This is a genomic window from Sphingomonas immobilis (genome assembly GCF_030580995.1).
Taxonomy (GTDB): domain Bacteria; phylum Pseudomonadota; class Alphaproteobacteria; order Sphingomonadales; family Sphingomonadaceae; genus Sphingomonas; species Sphingomonas immobilis.
Genome location: NZ_JAUQSZ010000011.1, coordinates 131,717 through 152,186, shown reverse-complemented (window position 1 = coordinate 152,186; position 20,470 = coordinate 131,717). Strand labels below are relative to the sequence as shown.

General features: G+C 66.8%; 15 protein-coding genes. 6 read left to right on the top strand and 9 right to left on the bottom strand.

All coding sequences use genetic code 11. The features are described from left to right. Window positions 1-31: 31 nt before the first annotated feature. Both Q5H94_RS15840 and Q5H94_RS15835 read right to left on the bottom strand, forming a co-directional pair. Window positions 32-1,798 carry a ShlB/FhaC/HecB family hemolysin secretion/activation protein gene (locus Q5H94_RS15840; RefSeq protein ID WP_304562267.1) on the bottom strand — a complete coding sequence of 589 codons (1,767 nt, stop codon included), beginning with the start codon at window positions 1,796-1,798 and terminating at the stop codon, window positions 32-34. A 283-nt stretch (window positions 1,799-2,081) separates the two neighbouring features. Continuing rightward, on the bottom strand, window positions 2,082-3,020 hold the full coding sequence (locus Q5H94_RS15835) for a glutaminase (RefSeq protein WP_304562266.1): 939 nt from the start codon (window positions 3,018-3,020) through the stop codon (window positions 2,082-2,084). 91 nt (window positions 3,021-3,111) lie between these two features. Between Q5H94_RS15835 and Q5H94_RS15830 the strand changes: the two genes are divergently transcribed. Further along, complete coding sequence (locus Q5H94_RS15830; protein WP_304562265.1) at window positions 3,112-5,430, top strand: GH92 family glycosyl hydrolase; 2,319 nt, start codon at window positions 3,112-3,114, stop codon at window positions 5,428-5,430. Beyond that, on the top strand, window positions 5,312-6,628 hold the full coding sequence (locus tag Q5H94_RS15825) for a DUF2252 family protein (protein ID WP_341850116.1): 1,317 nt from the start codon (window positions 5,312-5,314) through the stop codon (window positions 6,626-6,628). Before Q5H94_RS15830 ends, Q5H94_RS15825 begins: the two co-directional genes overlap by 119 nt. Here Q5H94_RS15825 and Q5H94_RS15820 read toward each other — a convergent pair whose 3' ends face one another. The 3 genes from Q5H94_RS15820 to Q5H94_RS15810 are packed head-to-tail and all read right to left on the bottom strand — an operon-like array spanning window position 6,629 to window position 10,338. Further along, a complete protein-coding gene (locus Q5H94_RS15820; protein WP_304562263.1) occupies window positions 6,629-9,001 on the bottom strand; it encodes a TonB-dependent receptor in 2,373 nt (790 codons plus the stop codon). After that, window positions 8,955-9,887, bottom strand: coding sequence for a FecR family protein (locus Q5H94_RS15815; protein ID WP_304562262.1), 933 nt, complete (start codon window positions 9,885-9,887; stop codon window positions 8,955-8,957). Before Q5H94_RS15815 ends, Q5H94_RS15820 begins: the two co-directional genes overlap by 47 nt. Further along, entirely contained in the window at window positions 9,874-10,338 is a 465-nt protein-coding gene (locus Q5H94_RS15810) for an RNA polymerase sigma factor (RefSeq protein ID WP_304562261.1), read from the bottom strand. The genes Q5H94_RS15815 and Q5H94_RS15810 overlap by 14 nt, the downstream gene beginning before the upstream one ends. 408 nt (window positions 10,339-10,746) lie before the next feature. Between Q5H94_RS15810 and Q5H94_RS15805 the strand changes: the two genes are divergently transcribed. Beyond that, window positions 10,747-11,184, top strand: a complete 438-nt coding sequence (locus Q5H94_RS15805; RefSeq protein ID WP_304562260.1) for a YbaN family protein — start codon at window positions 10,747-10,749, stop codon at window positions 11,182-11,184. On the opposite strand, the gene Q5H94_RS15800 is transcribed toward Q5H94_RS15805, so the two are convergent. Genes Q5H94_RS15800 through Q5H94_RS15785 form a run of 4 tightly spaced genes read right to left on the bottom strand, consistent with a single transcriptional unit; the run spans window position 11,181 to window position 16,866 of the window. Further along, the gene (locus tag Q5H94_RS15800) at window positions 11,181-11,609 is read right to left on the bottom strand and encodes a PaaI family thioesterase (RefSeq protein ID WP_304562259.1); all 429 of its coding nucleotides are present in this window, start codon (window positions 11,607-11,609) and stop codon (window positions 11,181-11,183) included. The genes Q5H94_RS15805 and Q5H94_RS15800 overlap by 4 nt on opposite strands. Before the next feature lie 10 nt (window positions 11,610-11,619). Continuing rightward, the gene (locus Q5H94_RS15795; RefSeq protein ID WP_304562258.1) at window positions 11,620-13,410 is read right to left on the bottom strand and encodes an acyl-CoA dehydrogenase C-terminal domain-containing protein; all 1,791 of its coding nucleotides are present in this window, start codon (window positions 13,408-13,410) and stop codon (window positions 11,620-11,622) included. 13 nt (window positions 13,411-13,423) lie between these two features. After that, a complete protein-coding gene (locus tag Q5H94_RS15790; protein ID WP_304562257.1) occupies window positions 13,424-15,733 on the bottom strand; it encodes a 3-hydroxyacyl-CoA dehydrogenase/enoyl-CoA hydratase family protein in 2,310 nt (769 codons plus the stop codon). Beyond that, window positions 15,730-16,866 carry a thiolase family protein gene (locus Q5H94_RS15785; protein WP_304562256.1) on the bottom strand — a complete coding sequence of 379 codons (1,137 nt, stop codon included), beginning with the start codon at window positions 16,864-16,866 and terminating at the stop codon, window positions 15,730-15,732. Before Q5H94_RS15785 ends, Q5H94_RS15790 begins: the two co-directional genes overlap by 4 nt. A 189-nt stretch (window positions 16,867-17,055) precedes the next feature. Between Q5H94_RS15785 and Q5H94_RS15780 the strand changes: the two genes are divergently transcribed. From Q5H94_RS15780 to Q5H94_RS15770, 3 genes are read left to right on the top strand one after another with little or no spacing between them, the layout of a single operon-like run. Continuing rightward, complete coding sequence (locus tag Q5H94_RS15780) at window positions 17,056-17,457, top strand: DUF2147 domain-containing protein (protein ID WP_304562255.1); 402 nt, start codon at window positions 17,056-17,058, stop codon at window positions 17,455-17,457. 39 nt (window positions 17,458-17,496) lie between these two features. Beyond that, window positions 17,497-18,789, top strand: a complete 1,293-nt coding sequence (locus Q5H94_RS15775; protein ID WP_304562254.1) for an OmpP1/FadL family transporter — start codon at window positions 17,497-17,499, stop codon at window positions 18,787-18,789. A 14-nt stretch (window positions 18,790-18,803) separates the two neighbouring features. Beyond that, a complete protein-coding gene (locus Q5H94_RS15770) occupies window positions 18,804-20,468 on the top strand; it encodes a long-chain-fatty-acid--CoA ligase (RefSeq protein ID WP_304562253.1) in 1,665 nt (554 codons plus the stop codon). The last annotated feature ends 2 nt before the right edge of the window (window positions 20,469-20,470 follow it).

Sequence of the window (20,470 nt, the reverse complement as noted above, 5' to 3'; positions counted from 1 at the left end):
GGTATTCCCCTAATCCGCTTTTTTCCGCCTCTCAGCGCGCGCCGTCCCTGAACCGGAACGACAATGACACCAGCACCCGGTTGGGCGGCGGTGCCTTGTCGATCGTCAGCGCCTTGTCGATCGGGTGGGCATAAGCGATTTCGAGCAGGACCTTGCCCGGCAGCGCGAGCCGCAGGCCACCGCCGACGCTTCGGAACTGGCGGTTCGCCTCGATCGATCCGGGATCGAGATTCACCAGCTTCACGTAATCATAGAAGCCGAACACCTGCGTGTTGACCCTGGACGAGATCGGCAAATTGGCCTGCACCTCGCCGCGCAAGCCCACCGCGCGGTCGCCGCTGTTTGCGCCGGGATCGTACCCGCGTCCGATCGTCAGGTTGCCGAGCGAGAATTCCTCGTAGTTGAGGAGCGGCGCATTCGCCCACTGCCCCTGCATCTCGCCGACGAGATTTATGAAACGCCCAAGGCCGACCGTCGCCTGCAGGTTGGCGCGTGCGACGAAGGCGTCCGCTTCGCCATCGACGCGCGACTGGATCTGCCCGCCCGCAAAACCGGGGCGCGTCGCGCCGAGGATGTTGAAGCCCTTGCGGATCTCGACCCCACCGCGCAGCGACCAGGCGACCGACCCGTCGAGCCGCGTCGCACGCTTGTCGCCCGACAGGCCCAGATACAGGATGCGCAGCTTGTCGGTGGTCAGCGGCAGCAGGCCCGTGCCGGTGCCGATCTCGGTATATTGATCGACATAATCGAAGCCGCCAGTGGCGCGCAGGTTGAAATTGACCGATCGCTTGATCGGCTGGATCAGATCGAGGCCGCCGATGATCGTGTCGGTACGGTAATCGAGCGGATCGAGATCGGGCCGCGACCAGGCGTAGCTGAAGCGCGCGCCGAGCGTCGTTCCGCTCTGGTCGAGCTGGGCGATATGGCCGACCTGCAGGATCTTCTGTTCGTGGAAATCGGCCGTCGTCGACGCGCCGATATAGGTCGTGTCGCCCATGCCGGTCAGGCCGTAGAATTCGGCGCGCAGATAGCCGGTCTCGCGGCCGAGCAGCTTCGAATTGTAGTTCTGCGCGTTGCCGAGGATCGCGAAGCGGCGATAGTTGATCGTCAGTTCGCCGATCACCTGGCCGGGCCCGGTGCCGGCGGGACGCAGCGACAGCTGGATGTCGAGACCGGGGATGTCGCCCGCCAGCAGCAGGATGCGCTCGGCGGTGCGCTCGTTGAGCGGATCGAGCGCCTCGAGCTCGGCGATGCGCGCGCGCATGACGCCTTCATACGGCCCGGCATTGCCGCGCACGCGCGTCTCTACGATATGCGCGGTGACGACGTTCAGGCGCAGCGTGCCGGTGTTGATCTCCTGCGGCGGCACCTGCACCGATGCGATCCAGCCCTGGCGGCGCAGTGCCTCGTTGGCAGCGTCGCGGACTTCGCAGATCGAGCGGACCGACTGGTCGCCCTTGGGGATGGCAAGGCCGGACAGCGCCTGCGCGATTTCGGGCGGCAGCGGGCTGCCGTCGATGCGCGTGAACTGGACCTCGTTCAGCGTCAGGCGCAGGTCCGATCCGTCGAACGGACACGGCCGCTGCTCCAGCGCGGCGCGCGAATCGACGCTGACCCGCGACGGCTGCGTCGTGCCGTCGGGGGTCGCCGGCGTGGTCGTCTCGGGCGGGGGCAATTGCCCGGGAAGCGGATCGGGCCGCGGCGCTACCTGCGCGAACGCGGCCGGAGAAAGGCTGACGGACAGCGCGAAGGCACCAGTGCCCGCCAGGATATGCACAGGAATCCGGCGTCGGATCACGATAGTCCCCCCGTTAGTATCTCTCGACAAGACGATAGGACCGGAGGCGGAGCCTCCGGCGCATCTGTCTTTCGTACGCGAACTATTTTTTTAGCGACCCCGCTCGGCAGATAGCGTCGCCGTTAAGACCGAGTCAATCTGTTTGGCGTCGGCCAAGTTGTCCGCTCCCTCGCAACTGATTGCTTTTGTTGCATGTCAGTAATGAGACAGCCCTGATCCTTACCGCCACTTGCGCTGGACTCTGAAGGCGGGGCGCAACAATGCCGCTCCAGCGCCCACGCTCCTATCTGCCCAAGGGCTCGAACACCGACCAGCCCGTGCGCTGGACCAATCGTTCCAGCGCCAAAGTCCCCAGTTGCGAATTGCCGCGCTCGTTGAGACCCGGCGACCAGACCGCGATGCTCGCCTTGCCGGGCGCCACCGCGAGGATGCCGCCACCGACGCCGGATTTACCGGGCAGGCCGACGCGAAAGGCGAACTCCCCCGATCCGTCGTAGTGGCCACACGTCATCATCAGTGCGTTGATGCGCCGCGCGCGATTGGCGGAGACGATCGAGTGCCCCGTCTCCGGGTTGCGTCCGCCGCTCATCAGGTATCGCCCGGTCAGCGCGAGCTGGCGGCAGCTCATCGCCAGCGCGCATTGGTGGAAATAGACGCCGAGCACCTGATCGACGTCGTGAACGATATTGTCGAAGGCGCGCATGTAGTTGGCGAGCGCCTTGTTGCGGAAGCCGGTGCGTTGCTCGTCCGCCGCGACGCCATCGTCGATATAGATGCCGTCCTCGCCCGCGAGCGCACGCACGAAACGCAGCGTCTCGGCAATCGCCTCGCTCGGCTGGCGGCGGCCGAGCAGGATATCGGCGATGACGATCGCCCCAGCGTTGATGAAGGGATTGCGTGGAATCCCGCGCTCGGTCTCCAGCTGGACGATGGAGTTGAAGGCGGTGCCCGACGGCTCGCGGCCCACCCGCTTCCACACCTGATCGCCGACGCTGCCAAGCGCGAGCGTCAGGCCGAACACCTTGGCGACGCTCTGGATCGAGAAAGGTTCGTCCGCATCGCCGGCAAGGTGGCAGGTGCCGTCCGCCTCGATCACCGCGATCCCGAACTTCATCGGATCGACCGTCGCGAGTGGCGGGATATAGTCGGCGACCTTGCCGCGCTCGGGCGCGTCCGCCATTTCGGCGACGATATCGGCGATGATGGCGGAAAGGTCGGTCATCGCGCACCAGCCTAGCCGAGTTGCGCGCCCGTGCGAATCGCCCATTTGCGCCGCGATGGACTTTGCCGCCCGCGCCCTGCTTAATGCCGTGATGCGCCGCCTCTTCCCCCTGCTCGCCCTCCTGCCCACCGCGCTTCTGGCGCAAACCGCGCCTGCCCCGGTCGATACGGTCGATCCGATGATCGGCACCGGGGGCGAGGGGCATACCTTCCCCGGCGCGACGGCCCCGTTCGGGATGGTGCAATTGTCGCCCGATACCGACACGAGCTGCGAGATCCGCGCCTGCTACAGCCATGCGGCGGGCTACCGCTACGACGATCCGACGATCCAGGGGTTCAGCCACACGCATTTCTCGGGCGCGGGGCACAGCGATCTCGGCGACGTGCTGGTGATGCCGGTCGCGGGCGACACGGTATCGCTCGATCCGGGCGACGCGAAGAAGCCGGGCAGCGGCTATCGCTCGCGCTTCGATCACAAGACCGAGGTGGCAAACCCCGGCTATTATTCCGTGAAGCTCGACGACGCGAACGTGCTGGCCGAGCTGACGGCGGGGACGCGCGTGGGGGTGCATCGCTACACCTTCCCGGCAGGCAAGGCGGCGCATCTGGTGCTCGACCTGCGCTCGTCGCTCTACACTTATCCCGGCAAGATCCTGTGGTCGGGGCTGCACCTGCGGCCGGACGGCACGCTGACGGGCTTTCGCGAGACGCGAGGCTGGGCACCGGGGCGCAAGCTGTTCTTCGCGATGCGCTTCTCCGCACCTCTCACCGGACACGCCTTCGTCGATCGCGAGGAGAAGGTCGTCTACAAGGGCTTCCAGGGGCCGGGGCGCGGCAGCGACGCGCTCGACGAAAAGCTCGGGCGGCTGCTCGAGGCGCGGCTCGATTTCGGCGCGCTGGCGGCCCCGCTCGAGGTGAAGGTCGCGCTGTCGGGCGTGGACGAGAACGCCGCCGTCGCCAACCTCGCCGCCGAGCCGGGCGATTTCGACGCGGTCCGCAAGCGCACACGCGCCGCCTGGGCCGAGGCGCTGGGCGCGGTCGAGATCGCTGCGCCCGCTGCCACGCGCACCAACGTCTATACGGCGCTCTACCACAGCCTGCTCGCGCCGAGCGTGTGGAGCGACGCCGACGGGCGCTACCGGGGGCCCGACGATCAGGTGCATGAGGCGAAGGGCTACACCTTCCGTTCGACCTTCTCGCTGTGGGATACGTTTCGCGCCGAGCATCCGCTGCTCACGCTCGTCCAGCCCGAGCGGACGACGACCGACGTGGTCAAGTCGCTCGTCGCCAGCCAGCAGGCGAGCCCGGACGGCATCCTCCCCGTCTGGCAGTTCGCGGGGCGCGAGACGTGGACGATGATCGGCTATCATGCGGTGCCCGTCATCGCCGACGCCTATCTGAAGGGTATTCGCGGCTTCGACGCCGACGCCGCGCTGGCGGCGATGGTGGCGAGCGCAGACCACCGATCCTACGGCGGCCTCGGCGACTATATCGATCGCGGTTACGTGCCGATCGACAAGGAGCCCGAGGCCGCCTCCAAGACGGTCGAATATGCCTATGACGACTGGACGATCGCGCGGATGGCGCGGGCGATGGACAAGATCGACATCGCCGCGCGGTTCGAGAAGCGCGCCGGCAATTGGCGCAACAGCTTCGACGTAAAGTCGGGCTGGTTGCGCGCGCGGAAATCGGACGGTGCCTTTCGCGTGCCGTTCGATCCGACCGCGATCAACTACGGCTCCGACTATACGGAAGGCAATGCGTGGCAATATAGCTGGTTCGTGCCGCAGGATCAGGCGGCGCTGACGGCGGTGCTGGGCGGCGACGCCAGGACAATCGCCAAGCTCGACGCGATGTTCGATTTCGACAACAGCAAGGTCGATTACAGCCACGCCGAAGATATCGCCGGACTGATCGGGCAATATATCCACGGCAACGAGCCGAGCCACCACGTCGCCTATCTCTACAACTACGCCGGCGCGCCGTGGCGGACGCAGGCGCGGCTCAAGCAGATCGTCGATAGCCAGTACAAGCCGACGCCGGATGGCCTCGCGGGCAACGACGATCTCGGCCAGATGTCTGCGTGGTACGTTTTTACCGCGCTCGGTTTCTACCCGGTCACGCCGGGGTCGAACCAATATGTGCTCGGGCGGCCGTTCGTGGACAAGGCGGTACTGAATCTGCCGAACGGCAAGCACTTCACGGTCGAGGCGATCGGGCTGTCGGACGCCAACCGCTATGTCGCCGGCGTCACGCTCGACGGCAAGCCGCTCGCGCGCGGCTATATCACTGATGCCGAGGTGCGCGGCGGCGGGACGCTGCGGTTCACGATGGCGGCGGTGCCCAACAAGGCCTGGGCAACCAATCCGGCGGCTCGCCCGTTCTCAATATCGAACAACGGGAAACATTAAGACACATATGTCCACCACCAAGCCTGCCGAGCGGCAACCCGTCCTCGAAGAAAACCGCAGGCTGAAGATGGCGAAATCCGCGCACGCCTATGTGCGCGGCAACACCGTGAAATTCTACGAATGGCTGGCGGATTCGCATGCCTCGCGACACGTGCCGGAGGGCCCCGCGATCTGGATCTGCGGGGATTGCCACCTCGGCAATCTCGGTCCGCTGTCGGACGGCGACCGCGGTGTGGAGATCCAGATCCGCGACCTCGACCAGACGGTGATCGGCAATCCCGCGCACGACCTTATCCGCCTCGGCCTGTCGCTCGCCACCGCCGCGCGCGGGTCCGATCTGCCTGGCGTCACGACGATGCGGATGATCGAGGAGATGGTCGACGGCTACACCGCCGCCATCGCCGATCCCGAGGGCAAGGACAGCGGGCCCGAACCGCAGGCCGTGCGCAGCGTGCGCAGGCGCGCGCTCGGCCGGCGCTGGCGCGATCTCGCGTCGGAACGGCTAGACGATCCCGATCCCAGCATCCCGCTCGGCAAGCATTTCTGGCCGATCGACAAGAAGGAACGTGCGGCGCTGGAAAGCCTGTTCGACGACGCGGATATCGCGCGGTCGATCCTGTCGCTCGAGGGCAAGGACGCCGGCCGCGACGTCCGGCTGGTCGATGCCGCCTATTGGATGAAGGGGTGCAGTTCGCTGGGGCTATTACGCTATGCCGCCATCGTCGGAGTGAAGAACGCAGACGGGCGACCCGACTACGGGCTGATCGACGTGAAGCAGGCGGTCGCGCCGATCGCCCCCGCAGCACCCGGCGCGGTGATGCCCACCGACAATGCGCAGCGCGTCGCGGCGGGCGCGCGGGCGCTGTCGCCCTATCTCGGCGCGCGGCTGATCCCCGTGCGGCTACTCGGCCGCTCGCTCTTCATCCGCGAGCTCGCGCCGCAGGATCTGAAGCTGGAGGTCGACCAGTTCAGCAAGCGCCAGGCGGTGAAGGCCGCGCGCTACCTCGCCTTTGTCGTCGGCAAGGCGCACGCGCGACAGATGGGCGCCGCGACCCGGAAAGGCTGGCTCGGAGAACTCGCCAAGCGGCGCGGGTCGCTCGATGCGCCGTCGTGGCTGTGGGAAAGCGTGGTGGCGCTCGCCGGGCGGCACGAGGCGGGCTATCTCGATCATTGCCGCCGCTACGCGCTGGCGGCGTGATCAGAAGCCGAAGCTCGTCCCGAGCCGCACCGTCAGCGGGCGCAGCGGCGTGATCTGCGTGCGCTGGCCGAGCGCGAAGGGGTTGCCGAAAGGGAATCGATCGGCGCGGCTATCGAGCAGGTTGTCGGCGGCGAGCGTGGTGACGAAGGGCCCGCGCGTCCAGCGGACATGCGCGCCGACGATAGCATACGCGGGGTGACTGACGTCGAGGTAGTCGCCCGTGCCGAGCACCGCGCGCCCGACGAAATCGACCGAGCTGGCGATCTCGAACCCGTTCCCCGGCCCCGCCGCCCACGCATAGCTCAGCGAGCCGCTGCCCGCGATCGACGGCACCTGCGCCAGCCGCCGGTTGTTGCGAACCGACGTATCGGCGAGCGGCCCGCTCACCTCGTTCGCGGTATAGAGCGCGGAGAGCTGCGCGCGCAGGCCCCTGACCGGCTGCCAGTCCACATTCCCCTCGACCGAAAGGAGGCGCGCATCGCCGAGGTTGATGGTGAAGGGCCGGCCCTGACGGTCGAACAGATCGGCCTGGATATTCTTCCAATGCGCGTAGGCGACCGCGCCACCCAGCGCGATGCGGCCAGCGCCCGGCGTGCCGAGACGGAAACCGAGCTCGCCCATGACGATCTCGTCGCGGTTGAATTCCGCCGTCCGCCCTGCGAGGCGCGACACCGCGAGTCCGCCGGTGCGATAGCCCGTCTGGAAGCGCGCGTAGGTGGAGAGATTGTCGCTGAGCCGGTAATTGACCGCGATTGTCGGATCGACGCGCATCGTCTGGCGGCCCGGGAAGAAAGGGCTGCGCGTACGAAAGGTCGGCGTCGCCTCGTTGCGGCCGATCGTACCGCGCAGCCCCATCGTCGCGCGCAGGCGGTGGCCGATGGGAAGCGTTATTTCGCCGAACGCCGAGGCGCTCTTTGCGACGTTGGTTACGCCGACGATCTCGCCCGATCCGTCGAGCGGACCGACCTGCCGGTTTTGCTCGTTCTTGTCATAGAGCAGCGCGAGACCAAGCACCCAGCTGCTGCCATTGGCCGTAGAGCGCGATAGCCGCGCCTCGTGCGTCAGCAACCAGTTGCCGACTTGATTGTCGTAGCGCTGCGGCGGGCCACCGGGCAAAGTCGCGTCGAAATCCTCGACCAGATCATAAGTCGCAAGGCCTGTCGCAAGCGAGAGCTCGAGGCCGCTGCCCCACGTCTTGTTCACGATGACCCGGCCGAGCAGCATCTCGCTGGCGAACGGCTGGGCGATGGTCGAGGCGCGTGTCAGCCGGTTGCCGGTCACCGCGGCATATTGCGTGTCCGGCGTATCGATCGACTGCCACAGCACTCCGCCCTCGACCGACCAGCCGCCCCCCGCATCGAAGCGCCCCTCGGCCCGCACGCCGCTGGTGTCGGTGCTGTTGATATCGGTCAGCCCGCGCTTCGTATCGTCGATATAGCCGCCGTCGCGCATCCGGTATCCGACGAGCCGCACGCCGGCCACGTTTTTCACGATCGGCAGATTGAGGACGGCGCTGGCATCGTATCCCGGCGTACCGTGCAGCGTCGCCACCCCGCCGAGGCCGATCGCGCCACCGACCTTCGTCAGATCGACCGGATTGGGCGTTATGCGCACGATGCCGCCGATCGAGCCCGCGCCGTAGAGCGTGCCCTGCGGCCCTTCGAGAATCTCCAGCCGCGATACGTCGACCAGCTTGATATCGGGATCGGCACCCGAATAGCTCAGCTGCACGTCGCCGAAATAGACCGAGGCGGTCGATTGGGTCGCGCCGTTGAAGCTGCTGTCGGCGATGCCGCGCACGAACAGCTTGTTGCGCCCCGGCCCGAGTTGCGTCGCCTCGACGACGGGCAGTGCGCGCGCGATGGCGTCGCTGTCGCCGGGCTGCCCGGTGAGGCCGTGCAGCGCGTTCGCATCGATGATCATCAGCGAGCCGGGATAGCGGCGCAAACCGACGTGCTGCTTGCTGGCGGTGACGACGACATCATCGGCGGGCGCGGCCGGAGCAGGCGGGCGCGGCGGTTTCGGCGCGGGCGGCCGGGGCGCGGGGCGGGCGTCGCTTCCGGCGACAATCCGGTATCCGGCCGCCATCGCCTGCGCATGGTAGCCGCTCCCGTCGAGCAGACGGCGCAGCGCCTCGGACACGGTCATGCGCCCGCGCAGGCGCATGACGAAGCGCGATTTCAGCCCGCCTTCGGTGCTGACGATATCGACACCGCTTTGGCTGGAAAGCGCGAGAAGCGCGCGGTCGAGCGTACCGGCGGGAATATCGATCGCGGCGCTTCGTGCGTAGCAGGGTGTTGCCGCACAGAGCGCGGCAGCGGCGAGACTAGTCCCCGGTGCTCGCCACGGGCGCGATAACCCAGTGATCGCCATCCCGCTTGCTCGTCAGCCCCGTCAACGCCGCAAAGTGCGCAACATCGCGCCCCGCATCCCCCGAAAGATGCACCATGCCCGTGAATCGGCGGCCCGACAATCCATGCCCGAGCGTCACCTGTGTCCCAGTTGCGAGCGATAGAGCATCGACGACCCGGCCGAGCGGTTCGTCGGCGAAGCGCAGCCTGCCCCCGCGCCACTCGCCGACGCTGTCGGCGGCGACGGGAACGACGATCGTCTTGCCGGACGCCTGGTCGAACGACAGGCGCTCGCCCGGAGCGATGTGCGTGGCGCTGGTCGCGGGATCGAACTCGACCTCGCCCGAGGCCACGCTGACGCGAATCTCGTCGGGCGTCTTCACCACTTCGAACACTGTGCCGAGATCGCGCGCAACATGGTCGCCGACCAGCACTTCGAAAGGACGGGTGGCATCGTGCTTCACCGTGAACACCGCCATGCCAGAGGCGAGCGAGGCGAAGCGCGCGTTGTGCTTGTCGAGCGTCACGCGCGCGCCGGGCGCGAGATCGATCCGCGTGCCGTCGCCAAGCGCCACCGAGCGCCGCGCGGCACCCGCCTCGATATCATAGCGCGACGATTGCGGCGTGGAGAAGTGCGGCATCACCAGCAGCAGGCTCGCCGCGATGGCGGCAGTACCGCCGGCGATCGCGCCGCCCTTCCACCAGCGGACGTTGTCGTTGCTCGCTTTCGGAAGGCGCAGCGCGGCGCGCTCCGCGTCATAGAGGCTGACGCGATCGTAGATGTCGGCATGGGCCGGATCGGCTTCCAGCCACAGGGTGAAGCGATCCCAGCCGTCGCCATCCAGCTCGGGCAGGCGTACGTGCCAGGCGATGGCCTCGCGCAGGATCGCCGCGTTAATCTTCGGCATCACTCTCGTCCTCGAGCCGGTGCAGACGCGCATAGGCCCGCTGCAGCAATTTCTCCACTGCGCTCAGGCTGACGCACAGCCGGCCGGCGATCTCGCGCTGGCTTAGCGCTTCCATCCGAAACAAAGTGTAAGCGGTGCGCATGCGCTCCGGCATGGCTGCGATCACCGCCTGCGCATCCGCCAGTCGTTCTCGCGCCAGCAGCGCGCGCTCGGCATCGGGATGCTCCGCCGCTTCGGGCTGAGTCTCGATCCAGGCGGTGTCCAGCGTCTCGCGCCGCGACTTGGACAGTCGCCGGTCGCTCGCCAAATTCGACGCGATACGAAAGAGATAGGCCTTGGCGTCGGCTACAGGCCGCGTCTCCGTCCGCTCGATGCGAAACCACATTTCCTGCAACGCGTCCTCGGCGTCCGCCTCGCAGCCCAACCGCGCGCGAAGCAGGCGCAGCAGCATTGCCCGCTCCGCCAGAAACACCGCGCGCAAACCGCAGGTCACGCGGGTTGCCCCCGCCCAAGACGCTCACACCTATGATCCAGCCAGCCGCGCCGCATAGCGAAATCTCATGTCCGCCCCGAGCCCCGCGCGCAAGGCCGACCAGCGCCCGAATCGGGCGCGGCGCAGGCAGGCCATGCGATTGCGGGACAGTCTTCACGTCGTCGAACACCTTTTTTGCGCGTCTGCAGGCGGGAATAGGGCCCGATCGCCAGAGTCACCACTTCCGTTCACCCTGACAGACGACACAGCGCGATCGAATCCACACGCTGCACTTGCGAATTATTTTTTACCGACGTTTCGGAGACGAAACCAGTATCCGCTTCGGCATCGTTGCGAGCGGTTCGCAAATGCTCTAACCCGCAGTTCATGGCGAATGCCGCCGCCGACCCCGAGCCAGATCGCCACACCGGCACGAACGCACCCGCACGCCGCTGGCGTCTCGGGCGGCCGTTCTGGCTTGTACTCGGCTGGGTGATGGTGGCGATCGCCATCATCGGGCTGTTCGTGCCGCTGCTACCGACCACCGATTTCCTGCTGCTAGCGCTGCCGTGTTTCGCGCGCTCGTCGCCCCGGCTGGAGGCGTGGCTGCTCGATCACCCGCGCTTCGGCCCGCCTTTGCAGGCATGGCGGCGCGAACGCGCGATCCCAACACATGCGAAGCTCGCCGCATGCGGAGGGATGGCGCTGGGCTACGCGCTGTTCTGGTGGCTGGCGCGACCCGGCTGGATCGCGGCGATCGCGATCGCGGCGGTGATGCTGCTGGCGGCGGCGTGGATCCTGTCGCGCCCGGTCCCGCGCGGCTAGGTTCGGCGGCGTTCCGTCACCAGCAGGGTCGATGTCGCGCTGGCATAGAGCTTGTCGTTCGCGCCGATCAGCTTTGCCTCGGTGAAGGCAACCCGGCGCCCAAGCGACACCAATGTGCCGATCGCACGCACCAGCCCGGTCTGCGCGGTCAGCGCGGCGTGATACGCGATCTTGATCTCCAGCGTCGGGCAGTCGGACGGCTGCTCGGTCGCGCTGTTCGCCGCGACCCCGCAGGCCGAATCGAGCATCGCCGCCGCGAAGCCGCCGTGGACGGTCCCCATCGGATTGAAATGCGCCGCGCCGGGCGTCGCCTCGAACACGACATGGCCACGCTCGACCTCGACGAGGTGAATGTCGAGCAGCTCCATCATCGGGGGCCGCCGGCCGCGCGCGATCATCGCGCGGATTTCGTCGAGCCCGGTCACGCTGCGGCGCTCAAAACTGGTCCTGATCGAGCGCCATCATCGATTTCTTGCCCGCCTTGATGCTGAGGAAGCGCGCGGTCGCATCGGGCAGGATGCGCTCGAAAAAGTACGTCGCGGTCTTGATCTTGGCGTCGTAGAAGGACTTCTCCTCGGTGCCGAACAGCAGCTTCATGCCCGCGATCTTCGTCGCCTTGGCATAGAGATACGCCATAGCCACCAGCCCCAGCAGGCGCAGGTAATCCGCCGATGCCGCGCCCGCCTCCTCGGGATCGCGCAGGCCGCGCTCGGCGATCGTCGCGGTCGAGAGTTGCAGCGCGCCGAACGCCCGCTCCAGCCCGTCGATCATCGGCTTCATCGGCCCCTCGCCCTTGTTCTCCTCGATGAAGTTCGAGACGGGGTGGAAGAAGCTGCGCAGATAGCGCCCGGTATGCGCGGGCAGCTTCCGCCCGACGAGATCGAGCGCCTGGATGCCGTTGGTGCCCTCGTAGATCATCGCGATCCGCGCATCGCGGGCATATTGCTCGACACCGCTCTCGCGGATGTAGCCGTGGCCGCCATAGCACTGGATGGCGAGATTGGCGCTCTCGAAGCCGAGATCGGTGAACATCGCCTTCACCACCGGCGTCATCAGCGCGGTAAAATCCTCGGCGCGCTGTTTCACTGCAGGATCAGTCGCATGCTTCTCGGCATCGAGAGCGCGGGCGACCCAGCCGGACAGTGCGCGGCAACCCTCGTTATAGGCGCGCATCGTCATCAGCATACGACGCACGTCGGGATGGACGATGATCGGATCGGCGGGACCATCGGGGTTCTTGACGCCCGACAGCGCGCGGCCCTGCAGCCGGTCCTTGGCGTACCACACCGCCGACTGATAGGCGGCCTCGCCGACGCCGAGGCCCTGGATGCCCACCGAGACGCGTTCGGTGTTCATCATCGTGAACATCGCATTCATGCCCTTGTTGGGCTCACCGACCAGCCAGCCGGTCGCGTCGTCGAAGTTCATCTGGCAGGTGGCCGACGCCTTGAGCCCCATCTTGTGCTCGATCGCCCCGCAGGCGACGCCGTTCGACGGGCCCGGCGTGCCGTCATCCTTGGGCAAATACTTCGGGACGAGGAACAGGCTGATCCCCTTCACACCCTTGGGCGCATCGGGCAGCCGCGCGAGAACGAGGTGGATGATGTTGTCGGTCAGGTCATGCTCGCCCGCCGAGATGAAGATCTTCGCGCCGGTGATCTTGTAGCTGCCGTCGTCCTGCGGCACCGCCTTGGTGCGCAAGAGGCCGAGGTCGGTGCCGCAATGCGCCTCGGTCAGGCACATCGTCCCCGACCATTCGCCGCTGACCAGCTTGGGCATGTAGAAGCGTTTGAGATCCTCGGTGCCATGCCCTTCCAGCGCGGTCGTCGCGCCGTGCGACAGGCCGGGGTAGAGGCCGAACGAGAGGTTGGCCGAACAGCTCATCTCCTCGACCAGCTTGCTCACCGTTTCGGGCAGGCCCTGCCCGCCCCACTGCGGATCGGAGGCGAGCGCGGTCCAGCCACCTTCCTGGAACTGCTTATAGGCTTCCTTGAAGCCCTCCGGCGTACGGACGACGCCGTTCTCGAAATGACAGCCCTCCTCGTCGCCGTTGCGGTTGAGCGGCGCGAGCACTTCCTCGCTGAAGCGCGCGGCCTCTTCCAGCACGGCGCTGGTCAGGTCGGGCGTGAATTCGGCGAGCGCGGGAATGTCGCCGAAACCGTCGTCGGTGTGCAGCTCGTCGAGGACGAAGCGCATGTCGCGCAGTGGGGCTTTGTAGACTTGCATCGGTATCAGTCCCTTAGTTGCGCAGTGGCTTGCCGGTTTCGAGAATGGTCTCGACGCGCGCCTGCGTGCGCGGATCACGCACCAGTTTCATAAACGCCTTGCGCTCGAGCGCGAGCAGGTCGTCCTCGGTGACGGTATCGACCAGATCGGCCTCGCCGCCGGTCAGAATATCGGCGAGAAAGCCCGAGACGACGCCATCATAGCTGGTCGCGAGGCCGCGTGCCTGGAAGCCCTTCACCGCCACGTCGAGCGCGCTGCGCCCGCCCGCGCCTGGCAGGCGGAACACCGGCGGCTCAGGCGGCTGATAGCCTTCGGCCAGCGCGAGCGCCTTCGCCTTGGCGTCGGCGAGCAAGCGGTCGCGGTTCATGGTGATGCCGTCCGACGGACGCAGGAACCCAAGCTCCTTCGCCTCCGCCGCCGATTTGGAGACGGTCGCGGTCGAGACGGTCTCGAACACCTTGGCCACGGCGGGCATCGGTCCTTTGGGCAGCGCCGGATTGTGCCGCCAGCGATCCAGCAACTCGCCGTTACCGCCCCAGCCGGGGACGAGGCCGACACCGCATTCGACCAGACCCGTATAGGTTTCGGCATGCGCCTGCACCGCGTCTGCATTGAGCAGGATTTCGCACCCGCCGCCGAGCGCCGTGCCGAACGGCGCGCTGACGACCGGGAACGGCGCGTATTTCAGCGCCTTGTAGGCGACCTGCCCGCCCGCGACGAGCTTCTCGATCTCGCTCCACGCCGCGATATTCATCGCGAAGATGGCGAGGCCGAGGTTCGCGCCCGCCGAGAAATTGGCACCTTCGTTATAAACGACCATCGCCTTGAACTTCTCGGTGACGATCGGGATCGATTGCTCGATCGCCTTCATCGCCTCGCCGTCGAGCGCGTTCATCTTGCCGGTGAATTCGAGGCAGGCGACACCGTCGCCGACGTCCCACAACGACGCCGACGCCGTTTTGACGAGCGGCTTGGCGCCCAGCTTGATGTCGGAAAGCAGCAGCACACCCTCGGGGCGAACGATATCGTGGTATTCGCCGTCACGGCCGAGATACTGGCGCTGGCCGTTCTCGATCCGGTAGAAGCTGCGATCACCCGCGAGGCTCAGGATTTCCGGCACCGGCCTGCCCTCGTCGGCGAGCCGCTTGGCAAGCGTCGCCGCGCCGATCTTGTCGATCAGCTCGAACGGGCCGAAGCTCCAGTTGTAGCCGAGCTTCATCGCGTCATCGATACCGAGGATGCTGTCGGCAGCGGACGGCACGAGCCCGGCCGCATAGGAAAGCGTCTGGCCGAGGACAGCCCAGGCGTATTCGCCGGTCTTGCCGGGTGCGGCGATCAGCGCACCCACGTCACGCGCGGTGACCGGCGGCGCAGCGATCGCCGGCCGGTATTCGCCGGTCTTGAGATCGATCGTTTCCTTGCGCTTCCCGGCCTCGCGGTTGATCCGGTAGAAGCCGCCCTTGCCTTTGCGGCCGGTGTAACCGCCCTCGATCATCTTGCCGATCAGAGGCGGCAGTTCTGCGATCGCCTGATAGGGATCGTCCTGGGGCAAGGTGCTGGTGAGGCTCTGCTGGAGATGCGGCATCAGATCGATGCCGACGAGATCGACCAGCCCGAACACGCCGGTCTTGGGCACGCCCATCGGCTTTCCGGCGATGGCATCGGCCTCCTCGACCGTCAGGCCAAGCTCGAACGCCGCGTTGAGCGCGGCCTGAATCCAGAAAGTGCCGACGCGGTTGGCGATGAAGCCGGGCGTGTCCTTCGCATTGACGATGGTCTTGCCCATCTGCCGATCGGCGAAATCGGACACGCGCTTGACGAGGGCCGCGTCGCTCTCCGGCCCGGCGACGATCTCCAGCAGCCGCATGTAGCGCGGCGGGTTGAAGAAGTGCGTGATGAGGAAGTCGCTCTTGAAGGCGTCCGAGCGCCCCTCGATCAGATGGCCGAGCGGGATCGTCGAGGTGTTCGACGACACCGCCGTGCCGGGCTTCCGCACCGCTTCGAGCTTTTCGTACAGGCTCTGCTTGAGATCGAGCCGCTCGATGATCGCCTCGACGATCCAGTCGCAATCGGCGACCTTGGCGAGATCGTCCTCGATATTGCCGACTTCGACCAGCTTCGCGGCGGCCTTCGACATGAAGGGCGCGGGCTCCGTCTTGAGCATCTTGGCGACCGCGCCCGTCGCGACGGCATTGCGGTCGTTCTGGTCGCGGACGATGTCGAGCAGCAGCACCGGCACGCCGGCGTTGGCGACCTGCGCGGCGATGCCGGCGCCCATCGTGCCCGCGCCGATCACGCAGACCTTCTTGATGGCGTCGCTCATTCGACCGACTCCAGGATCGTCGCGATGCCCTGGCCACCGCCGATGCACTGCGTCGCGAGCGCGTATTTGCCGCCCTCGCGCTTGAGCAGCGCCGCCGCCTTGCCGACGATGCGCGCGCCCGTGGCTCCCAGCGGGTGCCCAATGGCGAGCGCGCCGCCGTCGAGGTTCACCTTGGCGACGTCGAGCCCGAGGTCGTGGATGCACGCCAGCGACTGGCTGGCGAAGGCCTCGTTGAGCTCGATCACGTCGAGCTGGCCGATCTCGATCCCGGCGCGCTTCAGCGCCTTGCGCGTCGCCTCGACCGGGCCGATGCCCATGATCTCGGGCGCGCAGCCGGAGATGCCGACCGACTTGATGCGCGCGAGGATCGGCAGATTGTTGGCGCGCGCATATTCCTCGCTCGTCACCAGCACCGCGCTGGCGCCGTCGGTGATCGGCGAGGAGGTGCCCGCCGTCACGGTGCCGTCGGCGCTGAACGCGGGCTTGAGCGCGGCGAGCGCTTCCATCGTCGTGCCGCTGCGCGGCGTGCCGTCGGTATCGACCGTGCCGGCCTTGGTCGCGATCGGAACGATCTCGTCTGTCAGCTTCCCGGCGGCGATGGCGGCGGCGGTCTTTTCCTGACTCTTCACCGCGAAGGCTTCCTGCTGCTCGCGGGTGATCTGATACTTCTTCGCGACGTTCTCGGCGGTGTCGCCCATGCCGATGTACGCGGCGCTCTTCTTGGCGAGGGCGGGGTTGGGGAGCGGGTTGAAGCCCATCATCGGCACGCGGCTCATCGATTCGACGCCCGCGCAAACGAACGCTTCGCCGGCATTGAGCTGGATCTGGCCGGCGGCATAGTGGATCGAGCTCATCGACGAGCCGCAGAAGCGATTCATCGTGATCCCGCCGACCGACAGCGGCAGGTCCGCCAGCAGCCCGATCAGCCGCGCGACGTTGAGACCCTGCTCACCTTCGGGAAAGGCGCAGCCGAGCACGATGTCCTCGATATCCTCGGGCTTCACGCCGCTGCGATCGATCAGGCCGCGAATCACCGTCGCGGTCAGATCGTCGGGGCGCACGCGGGCGAGCGCGCCCTTGCCGGCCAGGTGGAAGGGGGACCGGGCATAGCCCGCGATAACCACGTCACGCATCGATGAAACCTCTCCGTACAGGTGTTGCCGGGAATCACCACCCGATCGCATTCCCTTAAGGTGCGATAATTGACCTATACGTCAACTGATTTTTGTAGCAGGATGTGATTCGCGCATTCCGGGAGACACGGAAACGCCAAGACCAGCACGTCGGATCCACTGGCGATGCGAAAATGGTTTGGAGAGAGCATGTTTGAACTTCTGGCACTGGCGGCAGCAGGCGCCGCCTCCCCCGAAATCGTCGTCGGCCGCTGGCAGACGCCCACCAAACACGGCGTCGTGGAAATCGCGAAATGCGGTGCGTCGATCTGCGGCACGCTCGTCGATTCGGACGGCATCCGCGCCAATTCGAACCTGAAGGACGCCAACAACAAGGATGCCGCACAGCGCGGGCGCGCGCTGAAGGGCCTCGTGATCCTGAAAGGCTTCACCTGGAAATCGGGCGCGTGGGGCGGCGGCACCATCTATAACGGCGACGACGGCGGCACCTACAGCGCCACCCTCACCCCCGCCAGCGCCGACCAGCTCAAGCTGAAGGGCTGCATCGTCTGGCCGCTCTGCAAGACGCAGACCTGGACCCGCATCCGCTGACACCAACGACAAACAAAAATTACGCATGGAGAGTAGAGTATGAAGAAGATTATCGCAGCCGGCGCCCTGCCGCTGATGGCGCTCGGCCTTGCCGGGACGGCGCACGCCAGCGGTTTCTACCTGCAGGAGCAGTCGGTGCGCGGCAACGGACGCGCCTTCTCGGGTGAGACGGCGGACCAGGGTGCGGCATCGATGTGGTGGAACCCGGCGGCGATCGGCGGGATCAGGGGCTGCGACGGCGCGCTCGGCGTCAGCGCGATCCTGCCGCGCGGCAACGTCAACAACCTCGGCACCGTCATCGTGCGGCCGGGCCAGGCACCGGCGGCGGTCGGTGGCGACGCGGTCAGCCGCAACCCGATCACCAACGGCGTGCTGCCGTCGGGCGGTTTCGCCTGTGCGATCACGCCGCGCCTGTCGGTGGGCATGAACATCGGCGCACCCTATGCCTTCGAGACGAAATATCCGACGACGAGCTGGGCGCGCTACACCGCGCTGCAGACCAAGCTGCGCCTCTATGATCTCCAGCCGACGATCGCCTTCGCGGTGACGCCGGAGATCAGCATCGGCGCGGGCCTCAACGTCCATTATGCCGAGGCGACCCTGTCGAACGCGCTGCCGCAGATCTCTCCGCTGCTGCCCGGCGACGGTTTCCAGGAGCTGAAAGGCAATGGCTGGGACGTCGGCTACAGCGTGGGTGCGCAATATCACAAGGGTCCGCTGCAGCTCGGCGTCGGCTACAAGTCGGCGGTGAAGCATACGCTGACCGGCACCGTGACCACCTCCGGCCTGCTCGGCCCGCTCGCCGCGCAGAATTCGACCATCTCCACCACCGCGAACTTCAGCACGCCGTGGCAGGTGAATTTCGGCGCGCGCTACCGGGTGTCGCCGCAGGTGACGCTCAACGCGCAGGCGGTGCGGATGGGCTGGTCGGAGTTTGACGCGATCCGCCTCGGCGCACCGCTCAACGCCGCCATCCCCGAGAATTACCGCGATACCTGGAGCTTCGCGGGCGGCGTCGATTACGACATTTCGCCTAAGCTGACGCTGCGCGCCGGCGTGCAGCACGACCAGACGCCGACCAGCAACGGCAACCGCGACGCGCGCGTGCCCGACAACAACCGCTGGAACTTCTCGGGCGGCGCCAGCTACAACCTGTCGGAGCGCTTCACGATCGACGCGGCGGCGACCTACATCGCCATCGACGACGCCGTCATCAACCGCACCACCGCCGCCTATGCGGGAACGGCCGCCCAGACGCCGATCCTCGTCAACGGCAGCCTGACCGATGCCCATGCGGTCGTGCTGTCGATCGGCGGGCGGGTACACTTCTGACCGTGGATACCGCGATGCCGCCTCTCGACGCCTCCCCCGTCGCCGACCTCCAGTCGGCGGCGGGGATCACGCCCCGCCTGCTGACCGATCTGCTCGACCACGCCGTCGCAACCTGGCCCGAACGGATCGCGGTCGATTTCATGGGGCGGACGTGGACGTACAAGGCGCTCGGCACTCTGGTCGAGCATGCGGCGCGCGGCCTGCAGGACAAGGGGCTGAAGCCGGGCGACCGCTTCGGCCTCTGCCTGCCCAACTGCCCCTATTTCCCGGTGCTGTATTTCGCCGCTCTCCGCGTCGGCGCGATCGTCGTGCAGTTCAACCCGCTCTATACCGAACACGAGCTCGATCATCAGATCCGCGATTCCGGCACGCGCTTCATCGCCGTGCCCGATCTCGCGATGATCCATGACAAGGTGGAGAAGATCGCGAAGGCGGCGGGCGTCGAGCGCATCGTCGTGTGCGGCATGGCCGACATGCTGCCGATGGTGCAGGCGCTCGGCTTCACCTTCCTCAAGCGCAAGGAACATGCGCATATCGAGGATCCGGCGCGGACCATTCCGCTGCGCGAACTGCTCGCCAATCATGCCGCGCCCGATCCGGTCGCGCAGCACCCCGATGACGTCGCCGTCCTCCAATATACCGGCGGCACGACCGGCACGCCCAAGGGCGCGATGCTGACCCACGCCAACCTCACCGGCAACAGCGCGCAGATGCTGATTCATGTCGGGGGCTTGCGTTCGCAGCAGGAGCGGACCCTCGGCGTGCTGCCGATGTTCCACGTCTTCGCGCTCACCACCGTGCTCAATTTCTCGATCGAGATCGGCGCGGAGATGGTGCTGCTGCCGCGCTTCAACATGGCGCAGGTGCTGCGCACGATGAAGCGCAAGCCCCCGACGCAATTCTTCGGCGTGCCGACGATCTACGCCGCGATGAACGACCTGCCCGACGCGCAGATTCCCGATCTGTCGAACGTGCGCGCCTGCATTTCCGGCGGAGCGCCGCTGCCGCTCGAAATCCGCGAGGCGTTCGAACGCCGCACCGGCGCGCGCGTGGTCGAGGGCTACGGCCTGTCCGAAGCCTCGCCGATCATCGCCTGCAATCCGATCGATGGGCTGATCAAGACCAACAGTTGCGGCCCGCGCTTCCCCGCCACGACGCTGGAGATCCGCGACCCCGCCAACCCGCACGTGCTGCTCCCCACCGGCGAGCGCGGCGAGGTCTGCGCGCGCGGGGTGCAGGTGATGAAAGGCTATTGGGGCAAGCCCGCCGAGACCGAGGCGGTGTTCGTCGACGGCGCGCTCAGGACGGGCGATATCGGCTATCTCGACGAGGACGGCTATCTCTTCCTGGTCGACCGCATCAAGGACGTGATCCTGGCGGGCGGCTACAACGTCTATCCGCGCGTGATCGAGGATGCGGCGTACCAGCATCCGGCCGTCAAGGAAGCGATCGCGATCGCCATCCCCGATCCCTATCGCGGCCAGTCGCCGAAATTGTTCGTCGCGCTCAACGAGGGACAGACTTTGAGCATCGCGGACCTCGACAAATTCCTCGAGGAGCGGCTCAATAAGATCGAGATCCCGAAGGAGTATGAGATTCGCGACACCCTGCCCAAGACGCTGATCGGCAAGCTCTCCAAAAAGGAGCTGGTCGCCGAGGAAAAGGCCAAGCGCGCTTGAAC

Bases quoted from the DNA above. Each gene is read 5' to 3' on its own strand.
- Q5H94_RS15835 (WP_304562266.1), bottom strand. From the start codon at position 3,020: ATGACCGACCTTTCCGCCATCATCGCCGATATCGTCGCCGAAATGGCG.
- Q5H94_RS15830 (WP_304562265.1), top strand. From the start codon at position 3,112: ATGCGCCGCCTCTTCCCCCTGCTCGCCCTCCTGCCCACCGCGCTTCTG.
- Q5H94_RS15825 (WP_341850116.1), top strand. From the start codon at position 5,312: ATGCCGAGGTGCGCGGCGGCGGGACGCTGCGGTTCACGATGGCGGCGG.
- Q5H94_RS15820 (WP_304562263.1), bottom strand. From the start codon at position 9,001: ATGGCGATCACTGGGTTATCGCGCCCGTGGCGAGCACCGGGGACTAGT.
- Q5H94_RS15815 (WP_304562262.1), bottom strand. From the start codon at position 9,887: ATGCCGAAGATTAACGCGGCGATCCTGCGCGAGGCCATCGCCTGGCAC.
- Q5H94_RS15810 (WP_304562261.1), bottom strand. From the start codon at position 10,338: ATGCTGCTGCGCCTGCTTCGCGCGCGGTTGGGCTGCGAGGCGGACGCC.
- Q5H94_RS15805 (WP_304562260.1), top strand. From the start codon at position 10,747: ATGGCGAATGCCGCCGCCGACCCCGAGCCAGATCGCCACACCGGCACG.
- Q5H94_RS15795 (WP_304562258.1), bottom strand. From the start codon at position 13,410: ATGCAAGTCTACAAAGCCCCACTGCGCGACATGCGCTTCGTCCTCGAC.
- Q5H94_RS15790 (WP_304562257.1), bottom strand. From the start codon at position 15,733: ATGAGCGACGCCATCAAGAAGGTCTGCGTGATCGGCGCGGGCACGATG.
- Q5H94_RS15785 (WP_304562256.1), bottom strand. From the start codon at position 16,866: ATGCGTGACGTGGTTATCGCGGGCTATGCCCGGTCCCCCTTCCACCTG.
- Q5H94_RS15780 (WP_304562255.1), top strand. From the start codon at position 17,056: ATGTTTGAACTTCTGGCACTGGCGGCAGCAGGCGCCGCCTCCCCCGAA.
- Q5H94_RS15775 (WP_304562254.1), top strand. From the start codon at position 17,497: ATGAAGAAGATTATCGCAGCCGGCGCCCTGCCGCTGATGGCGCTCGGC.
- Q5H94_RS15770 (WP_304562253.1), top strand. From the start codon at position 18,804: ATGCCGCCTCTCGACGCCTCCCCCGTCGCCGACCTCCAGTCGGCGGCG.